Source organism: Thiocystis minor, assembly GCF_016653465.1.
Classification (GTDB): domain Bacteria; phylum Pseudomonadota; class Gammaproteobacteria; order Chromatiales; family Chromatiaceae; genus Chromatium; species Chromatium minus.
In genome coordinates, this window is the sequence record NZ_NHSQ01000090.1 from 103,843 (window position 1) to 119,012 (window position 15,170).

15 protein-coding genes are annotated in these 15,170 nt (G+C 63.3%); 14 read left to right on the forward strand and 1 reads right to left on the reverse strand.

The genetic code is table 11. The features are described 5' to 3' along the window. The first annotated feature begins 6 nt into the window (after positions 1 to 6). The 5 genes from CCR95_RS13275 (at position 7) to CCR95_RS13295 (ending at position 6,520) form a co-directional block, all read left to right on the forward strand. Positions 7 to 990 (forward strand): DUF58 domain-containing protein, encoded by a 984-nt coding sequence (locus CCR95_RS13275; RefSeq protein ID WP_201095066.1) that lies wholly within the window; start codon positions 7 to 9, stop codon positions 988 to 990. Further along, a complete protein-coding gene (locus CCR95_RS13280) occupies positions 987 to 1,481 on the forward strand; it encodes a DUF4381 domain-containing protein (RefSeq protein ID WP_201095073.1) in 495 nt (164 codons plus the stop codon). The genes CCR95_RS13275 and CCR95_RS13280 overlap by 4 nt, the downstream gene beginning before the upstream one ends. After that, positions 1,478 to 2,461 (forward strand): VWA domain-containing protein, encoded by a 984-nt coding sequence (locus tag CCR95_RS13285; RefSeq protein WP_201095075.1) that lies wholly within the window; start codon positions 1,478 to 1,480, stop codon positions 2,459 to 2,461. The genes CCR95_RS13280 and CCR95_RS13285 overlap by 4 nt, the downstream gene beginning before the upstream one ends. Positions 2,462 to 2,723: 262 nt before the next feature. Continuing rightward, positions 2,724 to 4,724, forward strand: a complete 2,001-nt coding sequence (locus tag CCR95_RS13290; RefSeq protein WP_201095077.1) for a vWA domain-containing protein — start codon at positions 2,724 to 2,726, stop codon at positions 4,722 to 4,724. Then, on the forward strand, positions 4,724 to 6,520 hold the full coding sequence (locus CCR95_RS13295; RefSeq protein WP_201095078.1) for a BatD family protein: 1,797 nt from the start codon (positions 4,724 to 4,726) through the stop codon (positions 6,518 to 6,520). The genes CCR95_RS13290 and CCR95_RS13295 overlap by 1 nt, the downstream gene beginning before the upstream one ends. Before the next feature lie 95 nt (positions 6,521 to 6,615). Here CCR95_RS13295 and folK read toward each other — a convergent pair whose 3' ends face one another. Next, complete coding sequence (gene folK / locus CCR95_RS13300) at positions 6,616 to 7,116, reverse strand: 2-amino-4-hydroxy-6-hydroxymethyldihydropteridine diphosphokinase (protein ID WP_201095080.1); 501 nt, start codon at positions 7,114 to 7,116, stop codon at positions 6,616 to 6,618. On the opposite strand from folK, the gene CCR95_RS13305 reads away from it, so the two are divergent. The 9 genes from CCR95_RS13305 to CCR95_RS25865 all read left to right on the forward strand — a co-directional run bounded on the left by CCR95_RS13305 (position 7,108) and on the right by CCR95_RS25865 (position 15,162). Beyond that, on the forward strand, positions 7,108 to 7,767 hold the full coding sequence (locus CCR95_RS13305) for a response regulator transcription factor (RefSeq protein ID WP_242523227.1): 660 nt from the start codon (positions 7,108 to 7,110) through the stop codon (positions 7,765 to 7,767). The genes folK and CCR95_RS13305 overlap by 9 nt on opposite strands. Positions 7,768 to 7,977: 210 nt before the next feature. After that, on the forward strand, positions 7,978 to 8,175 hold the full coding sequence (locus tag CCR95_RS13310) for a hypothetical protein (protein ID WP_201095082.1): 198 nt from the start codon (positions 7,978 to 7,980) through the stop codon (positions 8,173 to 8,175). Between the two features lie 110 nt (positions 8,176 to 8,285). After that, complete coding sequence (locus tag CCR95_RS13315) at positions 8,286 to 8,603, forward strand: PilZ domain-containing protein (protein WP_201095084.1); 318 nt, start codon at positions 8,286 to 8,288, stop codon at positions 8,601 to 8,603. 508 nt (positions 8,604 to 9,111) lie between these two features. Next, a complete protein-coding gene (locus tag CCR95_RS13320) occupies positions 9,112 to 9,477 on the forward strand; it encodes a response regulator (RefSeq protein WP_201095086.1) in 366 nt (121 codons plus the stop codon). A gap of 34 nt (positions 9,478 to 9,511) precedes the next feature. Further along, on the forward strand, positions 9,512 to 11,791 hold the full coding sequence (locus CCR95_RS13325) for a chemotaxis protein CheW (protein ID WP_201095088.1): 2,280 nt from the start codon (positions 9,512 to 9,514) through the stop codon (positions 11,789 to 11,791). A 29-nt stretch (positions 11,792 to 11,820) separates the two neighbouring features. After that, positions 11,821 to 12,324, forward strand: coding sequence for a chemotaxis protein CheW (locus tag CCR95_RS13330; RefSeq protein WP_201095090.1), 504 nt, complete (start codon positions 11,821 to 11,823; stop codon positions 12,322 to 12,324). A gap of 114 nt (positions 12,325 to 12,438) precedes the next feature. Further along, positions 12,439 to 13,266, forward strand: coding sequence for a CheR family methyltransferase (locus CCR95_RS13335; RefSeq protein ID WP_201095092.1), 828 nt, complete (start codon positions 12,439 to 12,441; stop codon positions 13,264 to 13,266). Positions 13,267 to 13,278: 12 nt separating this feature from the next. After that, positions 13,279 to 13,890 carry a chemoreceptor glutamine deamidase CheD gene (cheD, locus tag CCR95_RS13340; protein WP_201095095.1) on the forward strand — a complete coding sequence of 204 codons (612 nt, stop codon included), beginning with the start codon at positions 13,279 to 13,281 and terminating at the stop codon, positions 13,888 to 13,890. 78 nt (positions 13,891 to 13,968) lie between these two features. Further along, a complete protein-coding gene (locus CCR95_RS25865) occupies positions 13,969 to 15,162 on the forward strand; it encodes a methyl-accepting chemotaxis protein (protein ID WP_201095097.1) in 1,194 nt (397 codons plus the stop codon). Positions 15,163 to 15,170: the final 8 nt, after the last annotated feature.

Below are 15,170 nucleotides of genomic sequence, written 5' to 3' on the forward strand. Positions count from 1 at the left end.
GCCTTCATGACGACCGTCACTCCACGCCAGACTCACGCGACCAACGGCATTCGCCCCGACCTCAAGGATCTGATCGCCCTGCGCGGACAGGCGCGGCGGCTCGATCTCGCGCCGCGCGGGCGGGTGCTCGCGACCCGCAGCGGGGGGCATCTCTCGCGCTTTCGCGGACGCGGCATGGAGTTCGACGAATCGCGCGTCTACCAGCCGGGCGACGATCCGCGCAACATGGACTGGCGGGTGACGGCCCGCGCCGGCACGCCCCATGTGAAGCTGTTTCGAGAGGAGCGCGAGCGTCCGGTCTGGCTGCTGGTGGATCAGGGCGCGTCCATGCGCTTCGGAACCCGGATCGCCTTCAAGTCCGTCATCGCGGCACAGGCGGCGGCGCTGCTCGGCTGGGCGGCGGTCGACCGTGGCGATCGGGTCGGCGGTCTGGTGTTCGACGAAACCCGTCATCTGGAACGCCGGCCCGCGGCTCGTGGGGCTGGGCTGCTCCCGCTGCTTGATCGGCTGACCGCGGCTCCGGATGAGTCCGGCGGAAGCGGTCATGGCTCCATCGTCGCGGCCGCCGAACATCTGATCCGTCTGATTCGCCCCGGCAGTCTGGTAGCGGTCATCAGCGACTTCGCGGACATCCGGCTTGAGCATAGCGGCTGGCTCGCGCAACTGGCGGCCGGCTGCGAACTGCTGCTAATCCTGGTGCATGACGCGCTGGAATCCGAGGTGCCGCCGCCCGGACGCTACCCAGTGGCGGATGGCGCGCGGCAGACCCCGCTCGCCGAGGCACGAACCGGCATCCTGGATCTGACCAGCGCGCGCCTGCGGGACGCCTATCAGGGCCATTTTCAGCGGCGGCTGGAGACCTTGCAGCGACTAGCGCGCCGCGACCGCGCGCATTTGCTGCGATTGGCGACCCACGAGCCCGTGGGGCCGGCGCTGGCGCGCGGACTGGGCGCGCGCGCAGGTGCTGGCGCGATGGGTGGATCGCGATGAACCCCGATCCGCTGTCCGATTTGCGCGACTGGCATCTGCCCGATCCGGTGTCCTGGTGGCCGCCCGCGCCCGGCTGGTGGCTGCTGGCCGGGCTGATTCTGGTGGGCCTGTGGCTCGCGATCCGTGGCTGGCGCCGCTGGCGTCGACAGAGTTCCAGCACGCGGGCCGCGCTTCGGCAGCTCGACGATCTCGGGAAGCGGCTGGCGCGCGACGGCGATCAACGCCGGTTTCTTGTGGGCGTCTCTCAACTGTTGCGCCGTCTGGCGCTGGTCCGGTATCCGCGCGAACAGGTCGCCGGGCTCAGCGGAGAGACCTGGCTTGCCTTTCTGGATGCCACCGGGGGCGGCGGCGGTTTCACGCAGGGCGCGGGTCGGGTGCTGGCCGAGTCGGCCTATCGCGCGGAAGCAAGCGCCGAGCGGAAGATTGATCCCGAACGGCTTCTCAGGTTGGCCGCCGATTGGATTCACGCTCACCGGAAGCCCCGCCCATGATCACACTGGATTGGCCCTGGGCGTTGCTCGCCCTGCCGCTGCCGGTCCTGGCGACTCTGCTCCCACGCGCTCGCGCTCGGGCCGGATCCGCACTGCGATTGCCTTTCTATGCCGAACTTTCGGCGGTGACGGTCGAACGATCGCCGGGCGCATCCTGGTCGCGTCTGTTGCTGGCGGCGCTGGCCTGGATCCTGCTTGTGCTGGCCGCCGCGCATCCGCAGTGGGTCGGCGAACCCATCGGTCTGCCGGTCGCCGGACGGGATCTGATGCTGGCGCTGGACATCTCCGGCAGCATGGAGCAGGAAGATTATGAGCTCGATGGCCGCGCGGTCACCCGGCTGGCAGCGGTGCAGGCGGTGGCGACCGATTTTGTGCGACGGCGCGACCAGGATCGGCTCGGGCTCATCCTGTTCGGGACTCAGGCGTATCTCCAGACGCCGCTGACCTTCGATGGGGCCACGGTCGCCACCCTGCTGAACGAGGCGGTGGTCGGTCTGGCCGGACGCGAAACGGCCATCGGCGACGCCATCGCGGTGGCGGTCAAGCGGCTGCGGGAACAGCCCGAGGGGCAGCGTGTCCTGGTACTACTGACCGATGGGCAGAATACCGCCGGCACGCTCGATCCGCTGGCCGCCGCGCAACTCGCCGCGCAGGCCGGCGTGCGTATCCATACCATCGGTATTGGCGGCGGCGACATGGGGATTCGGACGCCCTTCGGGATCCGCCTGATGCGACAGGGCAGCGACTACGATCCGGCCACGCTCAAGCAGATCGCCGAGATGACCAGCGGACGGTTTTTTGCGGCGACGAATCGGGAGGAACTGGAGACGGTGTACGCGGAACTGGACCGGCTGGAACCCAACGAGCGCGACGAACGCACCTTTCGACCGCAGCGCGCGCTTTTCGTCTGGCCGGCGGCTGCCGCCCTGTTGCTGACGGTCGGTCTGGCGGTCGCGTCCGCTCGGCGTGGGCATGTTTAGGCGATGCTGGGCAAGAGGAGCGCTGTCGGTCTGGGAGGTCGTTGTTTGACAATCCAACCTCTTTAGACCTGCCCGGTTCGCGTGTCCCGTAAAGGTTGGGGTAGAGACAAGGCAATGCCTTGTCTCTACGTCCGGTAGCCCGGTAGATACAAGGGTACGCATCGCGTAATTTACGCCTGTATTTCTTGATACGGCGATCGCGCCAGCTTGGACTGTCGCCAAACGACCTGATGCTCTCTCCGAACGCTTTTCGACACAAACCATGCCATTCGATGCCCATTTTCTCCGTCCACTCTGGCTGCTGGCCATCCTGCCGCTGGCGCTGCTGCTTCTGATCCTGTGGCGACAGCGGCAAGCCGGCGCGTCGATCTGGCGGGGTCTGGTCGATCCGCATCTGCTGCCGCATCTGCTGGTGGGCGAGGAGGGTCAATCCAGACGCTGGCCGCTCGTCCTGCTCGGACTCGGCTGGTCGCTGGCGGTGCTGGCGCTGGCGGGGCCGGTCTGGGAGCGCCTGCCGCAGCCAGTCTTCTCGACCGCGAGCCAGCGGTTCATCCTGCTCGACCTCTCGCCCAGCATGAACGCGGCCGATGTGCCGCCCTCGCGGTTGGCGCGGGCGCGTTTCGAGCTTCTGGATCTGCTGCGCGCCTCGACCGAGGGTCAGGTGGCCCTGCTTGCCTTCGGTCCCGAGCCGTTCGTCGTCTCGCCATTGACCGGCGATGCGCGGACGATCGCCGCGCAGGTTCCGCAATTGACCACGGATCTGATCCCGGTCCCTGGCTCTCGGCGCACCGATCTGGCGCTCCAGCAGGCGGGCGAGATGCTGGAACGAGCGCAAGGGCAGGGCGGCGACATCGTTCTGATCACGGACGGGGTCGGCGAGCTGGCGGCTTCGCTGGAGGTCGCCCAGCGGCTCCAAACCGCCGGTCACCGGCTGTCGGTGCTCGCGGTGGGGACGACGAAAGGCGCGCCCGTGCCGGCCGGCACGGGCGGATTCGTCCAGGATGCCGCGGGCGGTATCCAGATCGCCCGGCTCCAGCCGGAGGCCTTGCGCGAATTGGCCCGCGCGGGCAAAGGCCGTTATCTGGAGGCCGAGGTCGGCGATCGCGATACCCTGGCGCTGATCGCGGCGGGTCAGGAGCGGGGAGAACGGATCGAAATGACCGCCCTGACCGCCGATCAGTGGCGCGAGGAAGGCCCCTGGCTCCTCCTGGCGCTGCTGCCGCTGGCCGCGCTGGCCTTTCGGCGCGGCTGGTTGCTGCCGGTCCTGTTGCTTGCCTTGGTGCTGCCGCCGCATCCGGGATTCGCCGTCGGCTGGTCGGATCTCTGGTCGCGTCCCGATCAGCGGGCTGCGCGCCAGTTCGAGGCTGGCGATGCGCAGTCTGCCGCGGACCAGTTTCGCGATCTCTCCTGGCGGGCGGCGGCGCGCTATCGGTCGGGCGATTATGCCGCCGCGCTGGACGCTCTCGCGGGGCTGCAAGGTCCGGAGGCGGATTACAATCGGGGCAACGCGCTGGTGCGTTTGGGCCGGCTCCAAGAGGCTGCCGCCGCCTACGAGGCGTCCCTGAAACAGGCTCCAGATCAGGACGACGCCCGGCATAATTTGGAACTGGTGCGAAGGCTTCTCGAACAACAAAGCCAGTCGGATCAACAGCAGAGCCAGTCGGAACAAGAGCCCTCGAACGGGGAGGGCGGGGAGCCGTCCGAGGACGGACAGGGTCAAAAGCAAGATCAAGGTCAGGATCAAGGCGAGGCGGAAGCCAGCGATCAGAAGAATACCCGCGGCGATCAGACATCCGAGCCGGGAGAGACTGATTCGCAGGGCGATCAAGACGGAGGGGCTGCATCCGCGTCCAATAAAGATGCCGAACCAGCGGACGAACAGACTGCCTCACAACGCGATCAACAAGGTTCGGGCACGGATACGAATGTAGCGTCAGGACGTGATTCAGGCTCGCCCAATACCCCGGACGCCAGCGATTTTAGCCCGGACGCACTGAATTCAGGAACGGAACAGAACGAGTTCGGACCAGCCAGCGACGATCAAGCCGAAACGGACGGAACAACCATGACCGATCCGGCCGAGCAACGACCGGCCGGGCAGCCCGAGCCATCTGTCATCGCAACCGATTCGCTAACACCCCAGGAACGCGAACAGCAGCAGGCCATGGAGGCGCAACTGCGCCGCGTGCCCGACGATCCGGCCGGACTGCTGCGTCAGCGCTTCCTGTTACAACATTTGCGTCGAGAGGGACGTTTGCCGTGATGCCGAAACACCGAACCCTGACACTGCTGTCCGGTCTGTCGATCCTTTGGCTTTTGACGATGTCGGTCGCTGGAGCTGCCGATCTCCAGGTGCAACTGGATCGCAACCGTCTGTCCGTGCAGGACACCCTGACCTTGCGGTTGACCGCAGATGGCACCACGAGCGGCGAGCCCGATTTCACGCCGTTGACGCAGGATTTCGACATCCTCAGCCGTGGGCAGACGAAAACGACGAGCATCATCAACGGCGCCATGTCCCATACCCGCCAGTGGACCCTGGAACTGGCGCCCAAACGAACCGGTGCGTTGTCGATTCCATCGCTTTCATTGGGAAACGCACGCAGTCAGAGCCTGACGGTCGAGGTCACCGAGTCGGATGGCGGCGGCGCGGATGCCGGATCCAGGCCCATCTTCCTGGAGACCGATGCCGAGACCAAAACGCCTTATGTTCAACAGGCGTTCGAGTATCGGGTGCGGGCGTATTTTCAGGACGAACCGCTACAGGCAACACTGTCCGATCCGCTGGCGGACGGGGCGACCGTCGAACGGATCGGCGAGGATCGCGGCTACGAAGAGTTCGTCGATGGTCAGCGCTATCTGGCGATCGAGCGTCGCTATCGCGTCATCCCCCATCGCAGCGGTCGGCTCGACCTCCAGGGGCCGCGTCTGGAGGCCGTGGTTCCCGATACCCGCGCGGGCCATCAACGCGACCCCTTCGCGGACCTGGATCAAGCCTTTGGTGGCACGCTCTTTCAGGGGTTTCCGCAGATGCAGGGTCTGGGCAATCCAGGGCGGCGCCTGGTGGACCGGGCGGGCGATTTGGAGATCCAGGTCCGCGCCCAGCCGGAGGGTTCCGGGACGCCCTGGCTGCCGGCGACCTCGGTGCAGATCGCGGACGAGTGGACACCCAGTCAACCAAACTTTCGGGTGGGCGAACCCCTGACTCGCACCCTGACCGTCACCGCCCAGGGCGTGACCGCGGCCCAGTTGCCGACGCTCGATCTCGGCACGCTGGACGGCGTTCAAGTCTATCCGGATCAACCCCAAAGTGAGGATCTGTCCGGTGCGTCGGTCCCCACGGCCATCAAGAGTTTCAAGGTCGCGCTGGTGCCGACGCGCGCCGGTCCGCTCACCCTGCCCGAGATTCGGCTGCACTGGTGGGACACGGTTGCCGATGAGCCGCGGGTTGCCATCGTCCCGGCGCGCACCGTGGAGATCGCTGCCGCGCCATCGCCCGTGACCGAGGACACGGCCGGGAGCGAACCGGCGGGAAACATCGAATCCTCTCTGGATGCGGCGCGACAGCCCAGGTCGCCGGAACCCCCCGGCATCGGTAAGAGCGGTTTCTGGCCCTGGCTGACGCTCCTGCTAGGGCTGGCTTGGTTGGGAACGCTCGTCTGGTGGCGCCGGGAGCGTCGTTCGCGGCTTGCAGGCGCGGCCCCGGTGACTGAAGCGCAAGATCGGCGGTCCACGTCCCTCAACGCGGCTCGCCGCCAGGTCGAAAAAACCTGTTTGGCTGGCGATGCGCGGGCGGCGCGCGCGGCGCTTCTCGACTGGGCGCGTGCGCGCTGGCCGGATCATGCCCCGCAAGGACTGAGTCAGTTAGCCAGCCGGTTGGGCGGGAAGGAAATCGGCGATCTCCTGAATGCGATCGACCGCGCCATCTATGCCCCGCCCAGCGAAGTTTGGGACGGTGCGGCGGCTTGGACGCAACTCGCGCCCTGGCTCGGCGGCGCGGCGAAGGAAGAGTCCGCGCGGACAGCCGATCCGCTTCCGGAACTCTACCCTCGCCCCTAAAGCACGGCGGCGCCGAAGTTCCGACGCACTTTTCATGCCCGCCTGAGTTTAATGGTGAGATGAGGTCTGGCGGCTTGACCCTAGACAGTTTAAGTCTATTGTGTACAGGGTACCTGCGCAATAATCTGGCGATACTGGATCTTCTGCGTCAATTCGCCGATCGGGAGTCCGAATTCCGGGTGAATGGTCTCCGGTGCAATTTCGATCAGCGGCATCAGCATGAAATCCCGGAGCAGCAAACCAGGATGCGGGATTCTGAGATCGCATTCATCGAGGATTGCGTCACCGCAGAACAGAAGATCCAGGTCGATGGTCCTTGGGCCATTTTTCAGTGCGCGGAGACGTCCCAGACGGATCTCGATGGCTTGTGTCTCAACGAGCAATTGTCGTGGTGAAAGCCGCGTCGCCAGACCGACCGCCAGGTTAATGAAATCCGGCTGCGACGCGATCCCCCAGGGGCGGGTCAGGTACCAGGAGGATTCCGCGATCACCCTTGAATCGGGGATCGCCTGCAACAGATCCAGACCGCGGCGAATGTTCCGCAGTGGGTCGAGATTGGAGCCGACAGCAATATAGGCATGCGTTTCATGAATCATGCGGAGATGATACTGCGACAGACCGATATGAACGAAGATCAGACGGTTTTTATCGTGGATGACGATCGAGCGATGCGGGAATCGCTTACCTTGATTCTCGAACTGGCCGGTTATCGAGTCAGAAGTTTCGCCTCCCCTAAAGACTTCCTGGACGGTTTGTCGTTCCTGGAACATGGCTGTCTGCTCTTGGATCAGCGGATGCCCGAGATGACCGGAGTCGATCTACAGAACTTGCTTTTGGAGCAGGGCTGCCTCTTACCCATCATTTTTCTGTCTGCCTTTGGCGATGTCCCGACGACCGTGCGGGCGATCCGGGGTGGCGCGATCGATTTTCTGGAAAAGCCCGCCAGTCGGGAAACTCTGCTTCAGCGGGTCAATCTGGCGTTGAAGGAAGATCGCAAGCGGCGTGCGGAGGCCGCGACAGAAGGCGAAATCCTTCAGCGTTTCCACCAATTGACACCTCGCGAGCAAGAGGTTATGTCGCTCACCACCCAAGGGCTGACCAATAAGGATATTGCTCGCGATTTGGGTATTAGTCCGCGAACCGTGGAAAATCATCGCTCACGCATGATGCTCAAAATGTGCGCGGGGAGCTTCGCCGAATTGTGTCGTATGTCGGCACTTTGCGACGCTGCTTCAGCGAAGCGCTGATGCTTGCGTGAAGAACTCGATTGAGTAGTTTTACGGATACCTAAAAACCGAATGCTGGACTAAACTTATTGGATATGGACTATTGTGTTGAAGTAACTGCCCTAAATGATGGCGATGGCAACCAGCGCCAGCGAGGCGTTACGCGTCTGATTCCAGATTGCGCCAAACAGGGCGGTCAGTGTCCTACCTATATCGTTGACGAGGATGACCATGAAACTCGACACCAAGATCCAGGGGGCGACTCCAGGAACGCTTTTGTCGGTCTCCGTGCAGGTCAAACAAGAAGCGGCGCGTTGGAGAGATGCTGCATCCGCGAACCATTGGGAGGTGCTCAACACGTCGACCCGGCTGGAACCGCGTGCGGGCGGCAATCGCCACATCACCGCGGCGTCCTGGCGTTGCAACTAACCAGCCACGAGACTGCCTGGCGTCCGAGCGCCGGGCAATCTGTTCTGAACGACAGGTGTTCCAAGCGCTCGATGCCATACGCGCGACATGCCAAGAAGCTAGTGAAATCGATGGATCATCGACTCGGTCAACGCGTTAACGTCGCTCTTCCCGTGCAACTGCGGTTTCAGGATCAACCGAGCCAATTGGGCGTCACGGTGAATATCGGCCGGGGCGGCATGTTTGTCGATTCGCTCACCGGCGGGAATGAAAATGGCCATGGTTGCGTCGACATTCAGCTTTTCTTCGAAACGCCGAATGGCGGGCAGAGCCTCCGGCTCTCGGCATTCGTGGTCCACCGCCGTGAAAATGGGTTGGGTTTGATGTTTCGCGATCTCGACGCATCCACCTGGCAACCGATTGGCAATTTGTTGTCTCAACTCGACTGACTGCTGGCCGCAACGCCCCTCCGCGCCTTCAATGGCTTGATTGCCTTCAAGTTCGCAAGTCTCGACGACGGCACTCTGGCCGCCGATCCCCCTGCCCGCTCAACGCCTGTGCTGCATGCGTCACGACCCTTTCAGCGTTTTCATCAATTCCGTCTTGACAGTTGAACGAGCGGCCTGACTTCCGCCGCGGTTCCGTTGGCCTGTCTTGAGTTGGATGGCCATGTGCAACGGGTCACAGAATTGCGCGCCATGGCCCCGAGACATTGCGTCCGCGGTGCATTGGTCCTATAACGCCGAAATGCCTGCTCCGCCGAATCCCAGGTTCGGTCTTTCCGCCATTGTGCTGTTCGGAAAGAGAAGGAATCCGCCGCAGATGGCTGGCTGTCTGCCATGAAAGCAGGTTAGAGTGTGCGCCGGCCCGCCTTCGTGGCAGGGATCAGGCGCGAGGTACACCGTACGGCGGCGGCACCTCGGGATCAGAACTAAAGCGATTTCCAGAGTGCATGCAATGGCGAAGACAATCCTCACGGTGGATGACTCCGCGTCCATCCGTCAAATGGTGTCCTATACGTTGAAAGACGCCGGTTACACGGTGACCGAGGCGGTCGACGGACAGGATGGCCTCGATAAGGCCCGCGCCGGGCGTTTCGATCTCGTGTTTACCGACCAGAACATGCCCCGCATGGACGGTCTGTCCCTGATCAAGCAACTCCGCGGCCTTCCTCAATACAAGTCCGTGCCGATCCTGATGCTGACCACTGAATCGAGCGACACGATGAAGAGCCAGGGGCGCGCGGCGGGTGCGACGGGCTGGCTGGTCAAACCCTTCGACCCTCAAAAATTGCTGGATGTTGTCCGCAAAGTGATCGGTTGAGCGCGCGGTTCGACCGCCAGCGAGGGGAACGGACATGACCATCGATATGAGTCGCTTCTATCAGGTGTTCTTCGACGAGGCCGGTGAACATCTGGCCGCGATGGAGGCTCTGCTATTGGAGTTGGATGTGGACGCGCCCGATCTGGAGACGCTCAATGCCATCTTCAGGGCCGCGCATTCCATCAAGGGCGGCGCCGGCACCTTCGGCTTTCTGGATATGGCCCAGTTGACGCATGTCCTGGAGACGCTGCTTGACCGTCTGCGTAAGCAGGAGACGCGCCCCACCGTCGAGATGATCGATGCCTTCCTCGGCGCCGGCGATGTGCTGAAGGCGCAATTGGCCGCGCATCAGGCGGGTGCGGAATACGAGGATCCGCGTATTGCCGAGGTGTCCGCCCGACTGGAACGCCTATCCGGAATTGCCGTGACGCCCCCCGTCAGCCCCGCCTTGCAGCCGCCCTCGCCATCCCTGCCGGGGGCCGATGCGTCGGCGTCGAGCTGGCTGATCGAATTTCGGCCGGACGCCATCGACTTCCAGTCCGGCGCCAATCTGCATGCGTTGAGGGATGTCCTGGCCGAAATGGGCGCGGTCGAATGGCTGACCGGGGAAGACGCCGAGGTGTGCGTCTGGCGCCTGACGACAGAGTTCGGCCGGGAATCCATCGTCGAAACCTTTGCCTTCGTGTGCGACCCGGAGTGTGTTTCCATTCAGGCTGACGCGGCGGTTTCGTCGCCGTCGCGCGCGCCGTCCGATGCCGACGACGAGGCGGGGTTCGGATTCTTCGCCGGCGCGCCAGGGAGCGAGCGGTTCGACGAGAGTCCGCTGGATCAGGAGGAAACCGCTGACCTGAACGATCCTGGATTTGGTTTTTTTGCCGGAGCGCCGGGGAGCGAACGGACGCTGGATCAGGAACTCGACGGTTTCGGTCTGTTCGGCGGGAGTCCTGGCATGGACCAGGTGGCGGCGGTCGCGAATCAGGCGCGTGACGAGCGGGAACAGGGCTATGGGTTTTTCGATCTGGCACCCGGCGCGCCCGAGACTGGCGTCGGGGACGCCGCACCTTACGACCGGCCGGCCAGCGGGCGAGCCGCACCAGTCGCCGCGACGCCAACAGCGGTCGCGCCGACCCGCCGGCCGGCGGCGGCCGATACCTCGATCCGGGTCGGCGTGGAAAAGGTGGACCAGTTGATCAATCTGGTCGGCGAGCTGGTGATTACCCATGCCATGCTCGCGGAGTCGGCCTCCGCTCTGGATCCGGTCATCCATGAGCGGATCTTCAGCGGTCTGTCGAATCTGGAGCGCAATTCGCGCGACCTGCAGCAGGCGGTGATGTCGATCCGCATGCTGCCGATCAGCTTCGTCTTCAACCGTTTCCCTCGGCTGGTGCGCGATACCGCCGCCAGCTTGGGCAAGAAGGTGACGCTCAAACTGATCGGCGAGGATACCGAACTCGACAAGGGGCTGATCGAGCGTCTGGCCGATCCGCTGAATCATCTGGTGCGTAACAGTATCGATCACGGCATCGAGCAGCCCGAGCGCCGCCGCGAGGCGGGCAAATCGGAGACCGGCGAGATCACCCTGCGCGCCAGTCATCGGGGCGGGAGTATCCTGGTCGAGGTGCGTGACGATGGCGCCGGCCTCGATCGCGACAAGCTGCTGGCCAAGGCCGTTCAGCAGGGGATCCCGATGCCCGAGAACCCATCGGACAAGGAAGTCTGGCAGTTGATCTTCCACGCCGGTTTCTCGACCGCCGAACGGGTGACCGATATCTCGGGGCGCGGCGTCGGGATGGATGTGGTGCGGCGCAATATCGAGGCGATGAATGGCCGTGTCGAGATCGACTCGCTGCCGGGCCGCGGCACGCATATCACCATCCGGCTGCCGCTGACGCTCGCGATCCTCGACGGACTCTCGGTGCGGATGGGGAGCGAACTCTTCATCTTGCCGCTGACCGCCATCCAGGAGTCGCTCCAGCCCACCCGGGATCAGTTCAAGACGGTGGCGGGCAAGGGCCAGGTGGCGCATGTCAATGGCGACTATCTGCCGCTGGTCGTGTTGCGCGAGGTGTTTCATCTCGACGGGCGACCGCCGAGCCACGAGGATGGCATCCTGGTCATTGTCGATACCAACGAAGGACGCGCCGCGCTGCTGGTGGACGAACTGGTGGCCCAGCATCAGGTCGTTATCAAGAGTCTGGAAACCAATTACCGCAAGGTCGACGGCGTGTCCGGCGCCACCATCATGGGCGACGGACGGGTCGCCCTGATTCTCGACGTGGACGCGCTGGTGCGTCTGAACCGCAAGACTGTCTGAATCCCGTGCGAGCGAAGGGGTGTGCCAACATGAACGACGAACGCAAGGACGGAGCCATGATCAACCCGGAGGGGGCGAGCGAGTATCTGACGTTTACCCTCGGGGACGAGGAATATGGAATCGATATCCTCAAGGTGCAGGAGATCCGGGGGTATGACGCCGTGACCCGGATCGCCAACGCGCCCGCCTTCATCAAGGGCGTGATCAACATGCGCGGCGTGATCGTGCCGATTCTCGACATGCGGCTCAAGTTCAATCTAGGGCAGGTCGACTACAACGAATTCACCGTCGTCATCATCCTCAATGTGGCCGAGCGCGTGGTGGGGATCGTGGTGGACGGGGTCTCCGATGTCATCGCGCTCAAGCGCGAACAGATCCGGCCGGCCCCGGAATTCGGCGCGCTGATGGATACCGCCTACATCGACGGACTGACCACCCTGGACGATCGCATGATCATCATGGTGGACATCGCAAAGCTCATCAACAGTGGCGAGATGGGGCTGGTCGATCAGGTTCAGACAGGCAGCGCGTGATGGCGCGGCTTGCGTCGGCGTGGCTTGATGGCCGATCCGGCGAAACGCGCTTGCCTGACGAGACGAGGGTTGCCCACCCCGGAACCTTTGTCCCGAGCGGGTCGGCGGGCCATCATGCGCGATCGTGAGTTTTCGTTTACCGACCGGGATTTCGAGCGGATTCGGGGCCTGATCTATGAGCATGCCGGGATTTCGCTGAATTCCGGCAAGGCCGATATGGTGTATAGCCGGATCGCACGGCGGCTGCGGGCGACCGGTTTGCACTCCTTCGAGGACTATCTGGACTATCTGGATCGCGAACCCGACGAGTGGCCGCATTTCACCAATTCGCTGACGACGAATCTGACCTCTTTTTTTCGGGAGTCGCATCATTTTCCGGTATTGGCGGAACAGGTCATCGCGGCGCGGCGCCAGGGGCGCGACCCCATTCTGCTCTGGTCCTCGGCCTGTTCGACCGGCGAGGAGCCCTACTCGATGGCCATGACGGTCATCGATGCGCTGGGCACCTGGACGCCGCCGGTCAAAATCCTGGCGACCGATCTGGATACCAACGTCGTGCGGCAGGCCGCCGAGGGCGTCTATCCGATGGAGCGCGTGGAAAAACTGCCGGAACGGGATCTGAAACGGTTTTTCCTGCGCGGCAAGGGATCCCAGGAAGGGATGGCGCGGATTCGTCCGGAGGTGCGCGCGCTGGTCCGTTTCCATCCGCTCAATCTGTTGAGCGACCAGTGGCCCATCAAGGGGCCATTCGATGCCATCTTTTGCCGCAATGTCTTGATCTATTTCGATAAGCCCACGCAATACAGACTTCTGGCAAGATTCCATCCCTTGCTGCGCCCGGACGGTCGGCTCTTCGTGGGCCATTCCGAGAGTCTGACCCATGTCGCGAAGCTCTTTCGGCTACAGGGAAAGACCGTTTACTCCCCCCTGGCGAACACCTGAGGCAGGTCTGAGATGGCACATCAATTCGAGGAAGTGCTGGCGCCCAATGTCTATTTCGACCGCCATTTCAGCATGGATGCGGTCAAGATATTGCCTGGCGAATACTATGTTTCCACGCGCGAACTGCTCATGGTGACCGTGCTGGGTTCCTGCGTCGCCGCCTGCGTGCGCGATCGCGTCAGCGGGATCGGCGGGATCAACCATTTCATGCTGCCCGATGACCGGCGCGACGAAGACAGCCGCTTTGGTCGCTCCATGCGCTACGGCGACTATGCGATGGAGATTCTCATCAATCAGCTGCTCAAGATGGGCGCACGGCGTTCCAATCTGGAGGCCAAGGTGTTTGGCGGGGGCAATGTGTTGCCCGGCTTCAAGAATCATGTGGTCGGAGAACGCAACGCGCGCTTCGTGCTAGATTATCTGGCCACCGAGGCGATCCCGGTGGTGGCGAAGGATCTGTTGGGCAGTCACCCGCGGAAAGTGTATTTCTTTCACGCCAGCGGGCGGGTGCTGGTGAAGAAGCTACGCAGCATGCACAACGACACCATCATCGAACGCGAACTCAATTATAGCGAAACCCTCCGCCAGTCCAGGGTCGAGGGTGACGTGGAGCTGTTTTCTTAAACCAAGGCCGTTGTGTCGTTCGCGGCTGTCGCTGCATCCGCTCGCTGCATCCGCCCGGCTCGATCAGGAGACGATTGAATGGACAAATTGATTGCCTACTGGCCACCGCTGTTGCTCGGCGTTCTGGTTCTGCTGCAAACGCTGCTGCTGCCGGACGTCCTGCCGGCCTGGGCCGGGGTGTTGTTGCTGACTCTCGCCTGGTCGGTCGCGGTCGCGCAGCGGATGGCGAAACCGGCGGACGGGACGACTTCGGGAAATTCGTCGGGTGCCAATGCAAATCGTCAGGCCGAACTGGAGTTGTGGGATCTGGTGGTGGAAACCGATCGTCTGGTTGGCCCGCAGATGACCGAGTTGCGGGATCTGGTCACCCAGGCGACCGATCTGGTCGGGCACGCCGCCAGCGATTTACAGAGCAGCTTCGAGGGGCTCTCCACTGAGTCCATGGCGCAACAGGAACTGGTGCTGCGATTGGTCTCGCAGCATGGCCAGGGGGATGCCGACAAGACGACTCTGATCGATGTGAATGCCTTTCTGACGGCGAACAGCCAATTGCTTTCCGAAAACATCGATCGCTTGATCAACATGGGCAAAAACAGCATTCAGATCGCCCACCAGATCGACGACCTCTCCGCGCAGATGAACGAGATCTTTGGCCGGCTCGAAAGCGCCAAGCGGATCGCGCGGCAGACCAATTTGCTGGCCCTCAACGCGGCGATCGAGGCGGCGCGGGCGGGCGAAGCCGGGCGCGGTTTTGCCGTGGTTGCCCAGGAGGTGCGCAAGCTCTCCCAGGACGCCGCCGAGTTCAACGATCAGATCCGTCATCAAGTCGAGCAGGCGCAACTGGTCTTTACCGAGACTCGCACGATTGTCGGTCGGATGGCCTCGCAGGATATGAGTTCCTCGATCATGGCCAAGGGCGCCATGGACGAGATGATCCATCAGGTGCAGGGGATCAACCGCATGGTAGCGGATGGTCTGCATGAATTAACCTTCGTAGTCAAGCGTGTGCAGGGTAACGTGGGCGCGGCGATCCGCCTGCTTCAATTCGAGGACATCGCCCGTCAGGTACTGCTCCAGGCACAGATGCGCATCGATTTTCTGGATCGATTCGTGGCGGAGTTGCGGCTGATCCCCTTGGGTCAGGTGCGCTCGCCCGAGGATGTGGCGCAGGCCAAGATGCGTCTGGAGAATCTGCGGGAGCAACTGCTCGCGGCGGCCCATCGTCCGGTGACGCAGAAATCCATGCACGAAGGCGAAATCGAGCTTTTTTAGGCGATGTC

Coding starts and splice junctions, on each gene's coding strand:
- CCR95_RS13275 (WP_201095066.1), top strand. CDS start 7: ATGACGACCGTCACTCCACGCCAGACTCACGCGACCAACGGCATTCGC.
- CCR95_RS13280 (WP_201095073.1), top strand. CDS start 987: ATGAACCCCGATCCGCTGTCCGATTTGCGCGACTGGCATCTGCCCGAT.
- CCR95_RS13285 (WP_201095075.1), top strand. CDS start 1,478: ATGATCACACTGGATTGGCCCTGGGCGTTGCTCGCCCTGCCGCTGCCG.
- CCR95_RS13290 (WP_201095077.1), top strand. CDS start 2,724: ATGCCATTCGATGCCCATTTTCTCCGTCCACTCTGGCTGCTGGCCATC.
- CCR95_RS13295 (WP_201095078.1), top strand. CDS start 4,724: ATGCCGAAACACCGAACCCTGACACTGCTGTCCGGTCTGTCGATCCTT.
- CCR95_RS13305 (WP_242523227.1), top strand. CDS start 7,108: ATGAATCATGCGGAGATGATACTGCGACAGACCGATATGAACGAAGAT.
- folK (WP_201095080.1), bottom strand. CDS start 7,116: ATGATTCATGAAACGCATGCCTATATTGCTGTCGGCTCCAATCTCGAC.
- CCR95_RS13310 (WP_201095082.1), top strand. CDS start 7,978: ATGAAACTCGACACCAAGATCCAGGGGGCGACTCCAGGAACGCTTTTG.
- CCR95_RS13315 (WP_201095084.1), top strand. CDS start 8,286: ATGGATCATCGACTCGGTCAACGCGTTAACGTCGCTCTTCCCGTGCAA.
- CCR95_RS13320 (WP_201095086.1), top strand. CDS start 9,112: ATGGCGAAGACAATCCTCACGGTGGATGACTCCGCGTCCATCCGTCAA.
- CCR95_RS13325 (WP_201095088.1), top strand. CDS start 9,512: ATGACCATCGATATGAGTCGCTTCTATCAGGTGTTCTTCGACGAGGCC.
- CCR95_RS13330 (WP_201095090.1), top strand. CDS start 11,821: ATGAACGACGAACGCAAGGACGGAGCCATGATCAACCCGGAGGGGGCG.
- CCR95_RS13335 (WP_201095092.1), top strand. CDS start 12,439: ATGCGCGATCGTGAGTTTTCGTTTACCGACCGGGATTTCGAGCGGATT.
- cheD (WP_201095095.1), top strand. CDS start 13,279: ATGGCACATCAATTCGAGGAAGTGCTGGCGCCCAATGTCTATTTCGAC.
- CCR95_RS25865 (WP_201095097.1), top strand. CDS start 13,969: ATGGACAAATTGATTGCCTACTGGCCACCGCTGTTGCTCGGCGTTCTG.